Raw genomic sequence first — 12,939 nt, forward strand, 5'->3', positions numbered from 1 at the left:
TTCTCAAGGGAGTAGTGGGATGAAAATGCGTGGATTTCTATCAGGTGCCGCCCTGAGTGTATTAATGGCCGGGGGGGCATCTTTCGCTCAGGCGCAGGACGAAAAGGCCCAACAGGTCCTTTTCACAAATGTTAATATTTTCGACGGTTTCAGTGACACTCTGGTAATGAATCAAAGCGTTTTGGTCGAAAACAACCTGATAAAAACCATTGGTGGCAATGACCTCACGGGAAGTGCGGACGCGGTTGTCATTGACGGCGGTGGACAAACCCTAATGCCCGGCCTCATCGAAGGCCATGCTCACCTCATGCTGATGGGACCTTCTCTGCCGGCAATGGAGGCCAACACGACATGGGAAGATTTCGCGATCCATGGCGTCAAAATGTCTGAGATGTATTTGATGCAGGGGTTCACCACGGTACGCGATGCCGGCGGTGCAAATGCTGGCCTACAGCGTGCGATTAACAACGGAACGATCCTTGGACCACGCGTTTACCCATCTGGAGCCTTCATCGGTTCGCGGGGCGGCCATGCGGATTTTGCCAACTTTACGTCGCCCGTAGGTCAGTCCACAAATATGGGCCGGCTCAACATGGCGCAGGAGGCCGACAGCGTCGCGGATATTCACAAGTTTGGGCGCAACAACTTTCGTATGGGGGCAAGCCAGCTAAAATTCATGCAATCTGGCGGCGCAGTTTCCGCTTTTGATCCTTGGCAGCTGCTTGCTGGGTCGCAAGAAGAAATTGAGGCGGCTGTTCAGGTTGCAAATGAGTACGGCAGCTATGTGATGGCGCACTCATACAGGAAAGAAGCCATCATGACCGCCCTTAATGCGGGGGTAAAATCAATTGAACATGGGTTTATGTTCGATTGTGAAGTCGCAGACCTGATGAAAGAGAAAGGCGCGTATATTACAACCAATCTCACGGCTTTCGATCCCGGACTATTGGAAATTCCCGCCGTCAAGAATGTGGCTGCGAGCCTGCGCAAAGCGACATCCGCATCAGCGGCATTTGTAAACTACATCCCCAACATGAAGAAATGCCCCGTCAAACGCGCCTTTCAGACTGATTGTGTCGGCGATGTCGCTTCCTGCAACAAGCAGATTGCCTATGAGAAATATCTAAATGCCGACTTTTTTGACCCCCACACTGCCCTTGTCACTTTGACCTCAACTGGCGGCGAACTCGTTGCGCTTTCGGGCGACTTCATGAACCCATACCCTGATGGAAAACTTGGTGTGATCCAAGAGGGCGCCTACGCCGACATTCTCCTGATCGATGGCAACCCTCTGGAAGATTTTTCGGTTATGGGAACTTCCGACAAGTGGTTTGACGGACCTCTGCGCCCTGAAAGCCCTGAGACCATCACCGTCATTATGAAAGACGGGGTTATCTATAAAAACACTCTAAATTGATGGCAGGCGGGGTGTTGGAGTTGTCCATACACCCCGTTTTTAGGCGGCTTGAAACCTCCAAAGGAAATAGCAAATGCTGAATGCAGGAGTGCCCTTGTCCTTTCCATATCTGGTGTATGTATTGCGTCGTTTCCGGCCGCCGCGGCGATTGCTCAGCGTATTGGTCCAAGCACCGATGATTTCACATGAACTTGCCAACCATGGTGCAGTAGATGAATAAAAACACGATCCGGACTTGGCTTTTGCCTCTTGCGATTTTTTGCTCCTTTGGGGCACCAGCCGTTGCCCAAGACCTTGGGGGGCCTTCCTCGGTACAGGCAGACCTTGCTGAAAGCGACGGGTTAACCGACCCTTCCTTTCGCTCTACCTTTCCCAATAACATCGCCCCGCGCTATTTTGGTTGGAAGGATCGTTTGGCTGAGGATCACGGTTTTCGATTCAATCTGGATTATTTGGCGCTTGGTCAGTCTTCCAATGCGGAATTGGGCGCCGGAGAGGCTGGCAGCGGCATCGCCCGACTTTACGGCACGTGGCAGGGAACCGAGAACGGCTCCCTTACGTTCAAAATCGAACACCGCCATACTTACGGGGGTATCGCCCCACAGTTTTTCGGATTTGACGGCGGAGCGCTGTCCATAACCGGTACTGCATTCAACGCCAGCGATGCACTTCTGACCAATCTGTTCTGGACACAGCGCGCAGCGGATCAGTCGTGGACGTTTCAGGTCGGGCAAATCGATGTCACCGACTTTGTGGACGTATACGGCATGGTAAGCCCCTATACGGCCTTTCAGAACCTCGCCTTTAATACCAGCCCGACCATTAATGCACCAAACCCCGGTTTGGCCATTGCAGGAGGGGTCCGGTTGGGATCGAACTTCTATGCGACAGCCAGTGTCGCTGATGCGAACGCTGATCCTTCCTCGCCTGATTTGGATGTTTTCTCAGACGGCAAATTATTCAAAAGCGTTGAGCTGGGCTATACGAGTGGCTTTGATCGGATTTATTTTGATAACATCCACATTACCCTTTGGCACAGCGATGCTTCAGACGACGGGAGCCGCGCAGAAGACTATGGAGCGGCGTTTTCCAGCGCTTGGTTTGTGGACAACAAATGGATGCCCTTCATTCGGGGCGGGATCTCCAAAGGCACAGCTGCGTTATACAACAGATCGCTCTCTGCCGGATTGGGATACTATGGCAAAAACACCGACCTTGCTGGCATAGGCGTCAACTGGGCCGAAGCCAACGGCATTTCTGGCAGCCAGACAACAGTCGAAACCTTTTACCGCTTCTCGCTTTCTGCTGGGCTACAGATTACCCCATCGGTTCAATTCATCGACAATCCGCTACTCAACCCGTCACAGTCGAGCATGACTTTGTTCGGCCTCAGAGCGCGTGTAGTGTTTTAGGCGGTTTAGACATAAACCACTCGGACCTGCTCCCCTGAAGTGTCCAGCGGTTAGGGGCAGCCTGTTCTCCAACCAAGGAGACAGACGATGACCAGAAGCCGTTTCACCGAAGAACAGATCATTGGGATTTTGAAAGAGCATCTAGCTGGGCTTGGTGCAAGAGAGCGGGGCCAGTGCCTAGGCGGGAATTGATCTGCGTGTCTAGCAGCGGTCATCCAAGCGCCGGGAAGTTACCGATTTGCGAGACTGACTGAAAAAGCTGTCATCTGAACAGCGTCGCTTTTGATCCCGTCGCTTGCCCACCCTGCTGAAGCGCGACGGGGTTGCCCGCGAACTGGACCGGGTTTCTGAGATGCGGGGCTAACACTGCACGATGGTTCGCGGCCACAGCGTTCGAACACAGCAGACGCGCCTTCAGGCAAAGCGCGCTTCCTCTGGTGGATCACGTAGGATGGACGCCCAATAGACTGGCTAATTCGCTGGCCGTTTCCTCACCTTGATGGGCCTACAACGCGACTTTGGAGTTGAACCTCGGGTGACGTCGCTTCTGTTTTGACATCATCAACTGACCACAAAGCATAGCCTAAGTTAGTGTCCGAACGCGTCCATTCTTTTGATGGTGCTATTTGGCTTGTTTGGTTGGTGTTGGGCGCGCTTGGTGCCTTCTGACCAACCGAAACTATGACGTCGGGGGAGCTCGACTGCAGATCGGGGGGAAGAGTGATCAAAGTCTGGGTGAAAATCTGGGAAACGGTTGCTCGAAGCGGCGCAAACCTTACCGAATTCCCCGCGAAACCTTGTTGATCACTGCCTTGTCTGGCATCAGATGGTTTTTGCAAATACTTGAATGTAATGAAAAACAAAGGGAAATCTGGAGCGGGTAACGAGAATCGAACTCGTAACTAAAGCTTGGGAAGCTGCCGTGATACCTTTTCACCATACCCGCGCACCAGAATGCTTTGGTAGTCCGAGTGCGCAGGGGGGTCAAGCCCGTTTGGGCGGGAAATTACCCCCGCCGACGGCGTCGCCGCCCGCCTGCGCCATCGCCGCCATTGGTGTTAAAACTGACTTTGGGCAAGGTGACTTTGCTCGACAGTTCGGGGAAGGGATCGGTGGCATGGGGGATGGCATTGGCCGCCACAAAGTGTTCTTGAAACTTCGGTTCGATTGCGGTTTCGACCTTGGTAATTTCGCGAACCATTCGTTCGACATCGCGCCGTGCGGCCAGATTGCACAGCGCGATACGCGCGCCAGTGCCGGCCGCATTCCCTGCTGATTGCACTTTGTCGATTGGCACATCGGGGATCATACCCAAGACCATGGCGTGCAAGGGCGATATATGCGCGCCAAAAGCTCCTGCCAGCACGACACGGTCAACCTTGTCGACCCCACGCACATCCATCAACAACCGAGCACCGGCATAGAGCGCGGATTTGGCCAATTGGATGGCGCGGATGTCGCCTTGGGTCACTGTGATGCGCGGGCCGCCCTCAGCGCTGCCGTCGTGGATCAGATAGGAATGCGTGCGCCCTTCAGGTTCGCTGCGCGCGGTTCCGGTTTGCTCTGCCGAGCCAATCAGGCCGGATGGGTCCAACAGGCCCGCAATGCGCATTTCGGCCACCGCTTCGATGATGCCGGAACCGCAGATTCCGGTGATGCCAGTCTGGGCAGTATGATCCCAAAACCCGTCTTCGTCTGACCACAAATCGCAGCCAATCACCCGAAAGCGCGGGTCTTTTGTCACGGGGTCGATACGAATGGCTTCGATTGCACCGGGGGCAGCGCGCTGGCCTGAACTGATTTGCGCGCCCTCAAAAGCGGGTCCTGTGGGGGATGAGCATGCCAAGACGCGGGCTGTATCACCCAAAAGGATTTCCGCATTGGTGCCAACATCGACGATCAAAACAAGGTCTTCGGATTTACCCGGTTCCTCGCTCAGCGCAACAGCTGCCGCATCGGCCCCAACATGGCCGGCAATGCACGGAAGAATGTAGATGCGTGCAGCAGCGGGCAGGGCGCTAAGGCCCAATTCCGAAGCCGACAGGTTCATCGGTTCGGACGTGGCCAGTGCAAATGGTGCCTGACCCAACTCGACCGGATCGATGCCCAATAGCAAATGATGCATAACCGGATTGCATACGAATACGGTCTCAAGGATCAGCGAGGTGTCGATCTCTGCTTCCTTGGCGATGTCGAGCGCGAGGGTATCAATCGCGTCGCGCACTGCCTTGGTCATTTCACGGTCGCCACCCGGGTTCATCATGGCATAGGAAACCCGGCTCATCAGGTCTTCGCCAAACCGGATTTGAGGGTTCATGATACCCGAAGAGGCGACAACCAAGCCGGTTTCCAAATCGGTCAAATGCGCGGCAATTGTGGTAGACCCAAGGTCGATGGCAAGGCCAAACAATCCGGATTCATGCAACGCAGGCCAAGCTGCAATCACGCGTGGTTTGGTCTGTTTGTGCGCCGTGTAGAGCGCAACCGTAATCTGCCATTTCCCTTTGCGCAAAACGGTTTGTAATCCGGCCAGCACCGCGAAATCAATTTCGATGCCGTCAATGTTCCACTGCGCTTTTAGGGCCCGTTCCAGCCGTTCCAGATCGCCGGTTGGCTCATGCATGTCAGGTTCGTCAACTTCGACAAAATACAGTCGGGTCGCCGGATCCATTTCTATCACGCGGGCACTGGCGGCTTTGCGCACCACTTGTTTGTGAACCTGACTTTCAGGCGGCACGTCGATGACAATATCGCCTTGTACAACCGCCTGACACCCAAGTCGCCGTCCCGCCTTCAGCCCGCGCTTGTCGTCATAGCGTTGCTCAACGGCGTTCCAGTCGGACAGCGCGCCCTCGGAAACGGTGACCCCGTGTTTGGGGAAATCGCCATAGCTGGGAGTGATCTGACACTTGGAACAAATCCCGCGCCCGCCGCATACCGAATCCAGATCTACCCCGAGCTGTCGCGCTGCCGTCAGCACCGGTGTTCCAACAGCAAAGCGGCCCCGCTTGCCTGAGGGGGTGAAAATCACAAGGGGATCTTGGGTCATGGCACTGGGTTTCCTGTATCGCGCAGGGGCAAAATAGCGCCAAACCTGAAAAGTGAAAGCCAATCGGCGACCTTAGTATGCCTAAAGGCGTCAAACCTCGTCGCGCGGTGGATTTAGCTGCAGGCGATAGACATTGTTGAGAAAGCCTTGGTCTTGGATTTGAAAGGCTGCCTCCCCAACTTTCTCAAAACCGTTTCCAAGATAAAACCGGATAGCGGGGCTATTTTCCGCGTTTGTTGTCAACCAGACATCCGTTGCACCCAAGCTGCACGCCCGGTCAATCGCAGCGCGGAGCAACGCCGCGCCGATGCCTTTGCCATGATGACGCGGTTGCACATAAAGCGAGCTGATCTCCAAAGTGCCGCATCCTGCGACAGGGGCAGCGCGGTTTTCACTGAGACGGACAAATCCATCAATTCCTTGCGTGTTTTGTGATACCAAGATGGTTTCAGAGCCCGCGCGAACAGCTTTGGAAAAAGAGGCGGCCGTAAAGGTCCGAAGTGCGTAGTCAGCAAAGAACGAAGACACGCCATTGCGTAGGTACGTATAGACCCACACTTCAATAGACAGGGCCGCAAGCGCTGCAGCATCGGATACTTCAGCGGGTCTAAGCATCATGAATCGTCCAGCCAGCGTAAAATTTCGCCGCGATTGCCATCCAGATCGGGGGCAGGGCGACGTGTGCTGGGGTCAGGGTTGTCTGTCATTTTGATGGGGTTCCCGGCGGCCGTATACGCTGCACGGCCATTTCTATCGAGCACATCGACAACCATATTGCGGGCTTGAATCTGTGGATCTTTGAGCACTTCGCCGACGTTCTGGATCGGGCCGGTCGGGATGCCGGCCGCCGTCAGCTTTGCGATCCAAAAGGCCCGCGTGTCGCCAAGTGTAACGGCCTCGATCAATCGTTTCAACAGCCGCGCGTTTTCACAGCGGGCCGGATTGGTGGCAAAACGCGGATCATCCGCCAAGGGCAATTCCATCGCCAGACACAGCTTTTCGAACAGGCGGTCGTTACCTGCAGCGATCACAAACAATCCGTCGGCCGCGTGAAATGTCTCAAACGGAGTGATGGATGGATGACGGGCACCAGACGGGCCGGGCGCAACCCCGTTTACCGACGTCATGGCCACAGCATGCTCCAAAAGCGCCAACTGACTGTCGAGCATGGAAACATCGATTTTGCGCCCCTTTCCCAAACGGTCACGGTCAAAAAGGGCGGCCAAAATCCCCTGCGCCAAGAACATTCCAGCCACGATGTCCCCGATGGATGCGCCAACCCGCACAGGGTCGCGATCCTTTTCGCCGGTGATCGACATCACCCCGCCGCGCGCCTGCACCACCATGTCATAGGCAGGCCGTTTGGCATCAGGGCCTGTGTGGCCAAACCCACTGACCGCCCCATAAACCAACCGGGGAAAGACTTCATGCAAAGCGTCCCAGCCATAGCCCAGACGCTCCATCACTCCGGGCCTGTAGTTCTCAACCAAAACATCCGCCCGCGCCACCAATCGCTCGAAAATAGCGCGGTCATCAGCGTCTTTTAGATTCAAAGCAATGGACTTTTTTCCATGATTGATTGTGGCAAAATAGGCAGACTTCCCGTCCTTAAATGGCGGAAAAGCCCGTGTATCATCGCCCGTCACCGGCTGCTCGACCTTGATCACCTCTGCGCCCAGATCGGCCAGCGTCATTGTGCAATAGGGGCCTGCCAAGACATGCGTCATGTCCAAAATGGTTATTCCAGCAAGAGGAGCCGTCATCACATCCGTCCTAAAAAACTCTACCCCTTGGATGCGCCACTTACCCGACCTCGGCAACGGTCAATTGCCAGGCAGGCAATTCCCCGCCCGTGTTTTCTTCTGTCCCGAAATATCCCGGGGGTTTGGGGGCTGGCCCCCATCTGCGGGCGTCCATTGGCCAGCTCGAATGATAACAATCCCACCACAAGCATGCTTTCCCTCTTTCCCCCGCGTCCAACCCGTGTAATAGCGACGTGCCAACCGATATCTGCCCAGGAGTACCCCCCATGGAGATTCGCGAGGCCCTGACCTTCGACGATGTTCTGCTTGTTCCAAACGCATCCAGCGTGCTGCCCAGTACTGCTGATACGCGCACACAGGTGACCCAATCCATTGCCATGAATATCCCGCTGCTGAGTTCCGCGATGGACACAGTCACCGAGGCACGCATGGCCATCACAATGGCCCAAGCGGGCGGTATTGGGGTGATCCACAAAAACCTGAATGCCGAAGAGCAATCGCGCGAAGTGCGCCGTGTCAAACGCTTTGAATCCGGTATCGTTTACAACCCGGTGACTTTGACGGTCGATCAAACTCTGGCCGAGGCCAAAGCGCTTATCGAGCGGTATAACTTTACCGGTTTTCCGGTCGTAGACAAAGATGGCCGTGTCATGGGTATTTTGACAAACCGTGATATGCGGTTTGCCCAATCGGATGATGTGCCGGTGCATGCCATGATGACCTCGGACAATCTGGCGATGCTGCAAGAACCTGCAGATCTGGAAGAAGCCAAAAGCCTGATGCGGGCACGCCGGATTGAAAAGCTGTTGGTGCATGACGGCACAGGAAAACTGACCGGCTTGTTGACACTCAAAGACACTGAAATGGCGGTTTTGAACCCGACAGCCTGTAAAGACGAGCTGGGGCGCCTGCGGGTAGCTGCTGCCTCTAGTGTTGGGGACAGCGGGTATGCCCGCACCGAAATGCTGATCGACGCAGGTGTTGATATTGTTGTGATCGATACCGCACATGGTCACTCGGACGGTGTTCTTGAGGCGGTGAAACGGGTCAAAGCCAATTACGACATCCAAGTCATTGCTGGCAACGTGGCCACTGGCGACGCAACCAAAGCCCTGATCGACGCAGGTGCCGATGCGGTCAAAGTTGGCATCGGTCCCGGTTCTATTTGCACCACACGTATGGTGGCCGGTGTTGGTGTGCCGCAGCTGACAGCGATTGACGATTGCTCCAGAGCAGCAGGCAATGTGCCGGTTATCGCCGATGGTGGTATCAAGTTCTCAGGCGATTTCGCCAAAGCCATCGCGGCTGGCGCGTCTTGTGCGATGGTTGGCAGCATGATCGCGGGGACTGATGAATCGCCGGGCGAAGTGATTTTGTATCAGGGTCGCTCTTTCAAAGCCTATCGCGGCATGGGTAGCCTTGGCGCTATGGCGCGCGGCTCTGCTGATCGCTATTTCCAAAAGGATGCCGCCAGTGACAAACTGGTGCCCGAAGGTATCGAAGGTCAGGTGCCTTACAAAGGCTCTGCCGGTGCCGTCATTCACCAGTTGGTTGGCGGTTTGCGCGCGGCGATGGGCTACACCGGCTGTCCGACTGTGGCCTCGATGCGTAGCGATTGCAGCTTTGTAAAGATCACCGGCGCGGGGCTGAAAGAAAGCCACGTGCATGACGTCCAGATCACGCGTGAAAGCCCGAACTACCGGATTGGCTAAATAGCTGATCTGAGTGAGATCAAAAAAGCCGCGTGCAATCATGCACGCGGCTTTTGTTTTGGATGCCGGTTAGTCTGACATCCCGCCTGCCTGCCATTTTCGCTTGTAGAGGCGTAGGTGAAAGGCAGGAAACTTGACCAGTTCTTCGGCCAATAGCAGGGCAAAGACCCAAGTCACCGATAGATCCCAATACAAAATGAATAGCGCGGTCAACGGGATGCGAAAAAGCCACTGCGATGTCAGGAAAATATTCATCACATAGACCGTGTCGCCGCCCGCCCGCAAAGTATTTCCGCAGATCGCGTTTGATCCTTTGGGGTAGGGCAGGACCAACAAGATCGGCAAAAAGCTCATCAAGGCGGCACGGGTTTCATCTTGGAGTTCGGAATAGATCCAGCCCGACGAAAGGCAGACCGCAAGATACATCAAGGAAACCGCCATGCTGGAAACAAAGATGACCCGCCATGCACGGCTTAAAAAGGCATCCAGCGCCGCTGGAGGGGTATGCCCACCCAGCAGTTGCGCAACGATAATGCCCGTCGCCTGCGCCCAGCAAATCGCAAAGACTCCCGCGACATGAATCCACGGCATAATCAAAGTGATGGCTGCAAATTCATTGACGCTCATCTTGGCGAACAGAAACGCACAGACAGCGGTGGTGATTGTGACGCTGCAAAATGTTGTTGCGATGGGCAACGCGAAACGCAGGTGCCGTTTGGTGGCCTCGACAAAGCTGTTGTTGCGCCATCCTTGAACCGTCAAATACCCCCCGGTTATGCGCCAAAACATCACCGCCAGATATGCTGCCCGCGCAAAGGCTGCGACGGCTGTTCCCACAGCGGCACCGGTTACGCCCATGGCGGGAAACCCGTACAGCCCATGGATCAATACGATGCTCACGCCGATGTTGACCGGTATCGATATCAGCTGGCTGTAAAAGGCCATCGTGGTTTTTCCGCTGCCGTTAAACAGGCTGGTGAAGGCATGGCTAAACGCCTCGAGCACCACCATGGCCAAAAACACCAACAAGTAAGATTGTGCTTGCTCGGCAATCCAAGGGGTGTGGGCAAAGGCCCTTAAAACCATCCCGCCGAACAAAAGCACAGCAATGATTCCAAGTAATGCAAGGATCAAGTTGATCAAAAGCCCGATGTAGAATCCGGTTTTCAAAGGGACTGTTTCGCCCGATCCAAAAGCCTGCGCAATCCGGATTTGTGACGCGCTGGAAAAGGCGAATTGAAAGCCCAACAGCAAAGCTCCGATCGCGCCTGCCAATCCCATGGCAGCCAAGGCAGGTTCGCCCAATGAGGAAACCAGATAGGCATCGATGGCTATGATGCCATGCATCATCATGGCCTTCATTCCCAAAGGCCAGGCCACAGCAAAAATATCCCGACGCGACGGGGTGGCGGGGATTTCAGGCATGCTGGCTCGCTTTTGGGATTTTGACAAAAAAATACAAATCTATACGGATTTGTCCATGGTCTCTTGCGATTTTATTCCTGTCACGATTGGCGGCATAACATTGTTTGCGTTCTTGCTCCGTTCCAAGGCACATGGTCTAAGAGGTCAAAAGGAGAGGCAGTTGCGCAGATTCTACGAATTCTTTGCAGGGGGCGGCATGGCACGCGCTGGTCTTGGCGTGGGCTGGAAGTGTCTACTGGCCAATGACTTTGATGCAAAGAAAGGGGCATCTTATATCCGCAATTGGGGATCGGATCATCTTATTGTTGATGATATTCGGAACCTGTCGCCAGATGATATGCCTGACCAGCCCGACCTGATCTGGGGAAGTTTTCCATGTCAGGACCTGTCATTGGCGGGCTTGGGCGGCGGTCTCAAGGGCGCGCGCTCTGGCACGTTTTGGCCATTTGTCCACCATATCCAGACTTTGAGGGATGAAAACCGCGCGCCAGCGGTGATTGCGCTGGAAAATGTCTTGGGCACATTGACCTCTCATCAAGGAAAAGACTTCACTGCTATCTGTCGGGCCTTGCGCGATTTGGGGTATCGGTTCGGGGCGATTGTTATGGACGCCGCGTTGTTTGTACCGCAATCACGGCCACGTTTAATCATTGTTGCGATGCGCGCAGATTTGCCAATGCCGGTAGGTATCATCCGGCAGGCACCACAGGTTCCATGGCACACCAAGGGCCTGCGCAACGCCTATGACAGCCTTCCGAAAACGCTTCAAAAACAATGGCTGTGGTGGGAAATGCCCAAACCGGCAGAGCGGATTTTACGCTTTGCTGATCTGGTCGAGGATCGACCGGCATCCACCAAATGGCACACCAAATCTGAAACCCGTGCATTGCTGTCGATGATGTCCGAAGTGAATTTGGCGAAGGTTGAAACCGCCAAGTCGGCGGGGGTGCGTATGGTGGGTACGATTTATAAACGCACACGTGTCGAACATGGCATCAAGGTGCAGCGCGCCGAGGTTCGTTTTGATGAAATCGCCGGATGTTTGCGGACACCGGCTGGGGGCTCTTCGCGGCAACTGATCATGGTTGTCGAAAACAGCAGTATCCGGTCGCGATTGATCTCGACCCGTGAAACCGCGCGGCTGATGGGGCTGCCCGAGACATATATTTTGCCTGACCGTTACAATGAAGCCTATCACCTGACCGGCGACGGAGTTGCCGTTCCGGTGGTTCGGTATTTGTCGCAACACCTGTTTGAGCCCCTGATACCCGCCGCCCAAAGTGCCCGCGTATGAGCGAGATATCCTGCGAGAAAAACGCCGAGCTGCGGTTGAAGATTGTCGAATTTGCAGAGGTGCTCAAGCGCGAGGCGCATTTGCTGGGCGATCATGGGCTTGATGAACAAGACTTCTATCAATCCGGTCTGTTTCGCGGCGCGATTGAACGCATTCGCGGGCAGTATTCCGCTTCGATGAAAGAAAAGCGGGGGTTTGTAGCGCAGGTTCTGGACCATATGCGTTTTGGTGGGTTCATAAAGGATTGGGCTTCAGCCGGAGAGTCGAACCGGCACGATTATGCGGTGACTTTGAATTCCGACCGGACCGCGATCATTGAGCTTAAGGGCTGTTTGGATGGCAATAATACCAATATCTTTGAACGCCCGCCGCATGCCGATGAATTCATCATCTGGTCTGTTTGTTCGAACCCGGGCGCGGACCCCCGTCACAATGTTTGGTCGGGCATTCACACCCGCCTGAGCGCCGAGATGATTGATCGTAATCAACGAATAGATGGGCTGGTGGTTTGGGATTGGATTTGCGGCACGGCGGCGCGACCATGCCCAAAACTCACTTTGGCACCGGATCGGGTGACCGAAGTGGGGCAATACCGGCTACAGCCGCCGTGCATCTACCTGTTTCCCGCCACCGTTCCAAGTCCGCGCAACAATCCGCGCCCGCGCATCAACACGCTTGATGATGTCGGTTTGTTGCAAGCGATGCAGACCTGTTTTGGCGGTGCAGACGCAGAGCTGCATCAGGTCCAGATCGAAGTGGCGCATCAAGGTGCCGAGACAGTGCGCACCACCACTATTTCGCGTGGCGGGACGGTGCAAAAGGCCTCTGATCCCACACCAATTCGGCGATCATAGGCGCAGGTGCCAG

10 protein-coding genes and 1 tRNA gene are annotated in these 12,939 nt (G+C 55.1%); 6 read left to right on the plus strand and 5 right to left on the minus strand.

From position 1 onward, the window contains the following. Positions 1 to 19: 19 nt before the first annotated feature. From C8N36_RS06460 to C8N36_RS06465, 3 genes are all read left to right on the plus strand, one after another. Positions 20 to 1,417, plus strand: coding sequence for a metal-dependent hydrolase family protein (locus C8N36_RS06460; protein ID WP_176527073.1), 1,398 nt, complete (start codon positions 20 to 22; stop codon positions 1,415 to 1,417). A 73-nt stretch (positions 1,418 to 1,490) separates the two neighbouring features. Beyond that, positions 1,491 to 1,637: a hypothetical protein gene (locus C8N36_RS24125; RefSeq protein ID WP_170125828.1), complete on the plus strand. Its 147-nt coding sequence runs from the start codon at positions 1,491 to 1,493 to the stop codon at positions 1,635 to 1,637. Continuing rightward, the gene (locus C8N36_RS06465) at positions 1,630 to 2,829 is read left to right on the plus strand and encodes a carbohydrate porin (protein WP_097804066.1); all 1,200 of its coding nucleotides are present in this window, start codon (positions 1,630 to 1,632) and stop codon (positions 2,827 to 2,829) included. Before C8N36_RS24125 ends, C8N36_RS06465 begins: the two co-directional genes overlap by 8 nt. Positions 2,830 to 3,701: 872 nt before the next feature. On the opposite strand, the gene C8N36_RS06470 is transcribed toward C8N36_RS06465, so the two are convergent. The 4 genes from C8N36_RS06470 to C8N36_RS06485 form a co-directional block, all read right to left on the minus strand. Continuing rightward, positions 3,702 to 3,775: transfer RNA gene (locus tag C8N36_RS06470), tRNA-Gly, on the minus strand. Positions 3,776 to 3,835: 60 nt separating this feature from the next. Next, positions 3,836 to 5,878 carry an ASKHA domain-containing protein gene (locus C8N36_RS06475; RefSeq protein WP_097804064.1) on the minus strand — a complete coding sequence of 681 codons (2,043 nt, stop codon included), beginning with the start codon at positions 5,876 to 5,878 and terminating at the stop codon, positions 3,836 to 3,838. 90 nt (positions 5,879 to 5,968) lie between these two features. Beyond that, on the minus strand, positions 5,969 to 6,496 hold the full coding sequence (locus C8N36_RS06480; RefSeq protein ID WP_097804063.1) for a GNAT family N-acetyltransferase: 528 nt from the start codon (positions 6,494 to 6,496) through the stop codon (positions 5,969 to 5,971). Beyond that, positions 6,493 to 7,641, minus strand: coding sequence for a CaiB/BaiF CoA transferase family protein (locus tag C8N36_RS06485; RefSeq protein WP_097804062.1), 1,149 nt, complete (start codon positions 7,639 to 7,641; stop codon positions 6,493 to 6,495). The genes C8N36_RS06480 and C8N36_RS06485 overlap by 4 nt, the downstream gene beginning before the upstream one ends. 266 nt (positions 7,642 to 7,907) lie before the next feature. Here C8N36_RS06485 and guaB point away from each other — a divergent pair, with 266 nt between their 5' ends. Further along, complete coding sequence (gene guaB / locus C8N36_RS06490; protein WP_097804061.1) at positions 7,908 to 9,353, plus strand: IMP dehydrogenase; 1,446 nt, start codon at positions 7,908 to 7,910, stop codon at positions 9,351 to 9,353. 69 nt (positions 9,354 to 9,422) lie between these two features. Here guaB and C8N36_RS06495 read toward each other — a convergent pair whose 3' ends face one another. Then, positions 9,423 to 10,778 (minus strand): MATE family efflux transporter, encoded by a 1,356-nt coding sequence (locus C8N36_RS06495; protein ID WP_097804060.1) that lies wholly within the window; start codon positions 10,776 to 10,778, stop codon positions 9,423 to 9,425. A gap of 160 nt (positions 10,779 to 10,938) precedes the next feature. Between C8N36_RS06495 and C8N36_RS06500 the strand changes: the two genes are divergently transcribed. Together C8N36_RS06500 and C8N36_RS06505 are read left to right on the plus strand one after the other, a co-directional pair. Then, the gene (locus C8N36_RS06500; RefSeq protein WP_097804157.1) at positions 10,939 to 12,072 is read left to right on the plus strand and encodes a DNA cytosine methyltransferase; all 1,134 of its coding nucleotides are present in this window, start codon (positions 10,939 to 10,941) and stop codon (positions 12,070 to 12,072) included. Continuing rightward, positions 12,069 to 12,926 (plus strand): hypothetical protein, encoded by an 858-nt coding sequence (locus C8N36_RS06505; RefSeq protein WP_097804059.1) that lies wholly within the window; start codon positions 12,069 to 12,071, stop codon positions 12,924 to 12,926. The genes C8N36_RS06500 and C8N36_RS06505 overlap by 4 nt, the downstream gene beginning before the upstream one ends. The last annotated feature ends 13 nt before the right edge of the window (positions 12,927 to 12,939 follow it).

This window comes from Pelagimonas varians (genome assembly GCF_003208435.1).
Classification (GTDB): domain Bacteria; phylum Pseudomonadota; class Alphaproteobacteria; order Rhodobacterales; family Rhodobacteraceae; genus Pelagimonas; species Pelagimonas varians.

Bases quoted from the DNA above. Each gene is read 5' to 3' on its own strand.
- C8N36_RS06465 (WP_097804066.1), top strand. From the start codon at position 1,630: ATGAATAAAAACACGATCCGGACTTGGCTTTTGCCTCTTGCGATTTTT.
- C8N36_RS06495 (WP_097804060.1), bottom strand. From the start codon at position 10,778: ATGCCTGAAATCCCCGCCACCCCGTCGCGTCGGGATATTTTTGCTGTG.
- C8N36_RS24125 (WP_170125828.1), top strand. From the start codon at position 1,491: ATGCTGAATGCAGGAGTGCCCTTGTCCTTTCCATATCTGGTGTATGTA.
- guaB (WP_097804061.1), top strand. From the start codon at position 7,908: ATGGAGATTCGCGAGGCCCTGACCTTCGACGATGTTCTGCTTGTTCCA.
- C8N36_RS06485 (WP_097804062.1), bottom strand. From the start codon at position 7,641: ATGACGGCTCCTCTTGCTGGAATAACCATTTTGGACATGACGCATGTC.
- C8N36_RS06480 (WP_097804063.1), bottom strand. From the start codon at position 6,496: ATGATGCTTAGACCCGCTGAAGTATCCGATGCTGCAGCGCTTGCGGCC.
- C8N36_RS06505 (WP_097804059.1), top strand. From the start codon at position 12,069: ATGAGCGAGATATCCTGCGAGAAAAACGCCGAGCTGCGGTTGAAGATT.
- C8N36_RS06460 (WP_176527073.1), top strand. From the start codon at position 20: ATGAAAATGCGTGGATTTCTATCAGGTGCCGCCCTGAGTGTATTAATG.
- C8N36_RS06475 (WP_097804064.1), bottom strand. From the start codon at position 5,878: ATGACCCAAGATCCCCTTGTGATTTTCACCCCCTCAGGCAAGCGGGGC.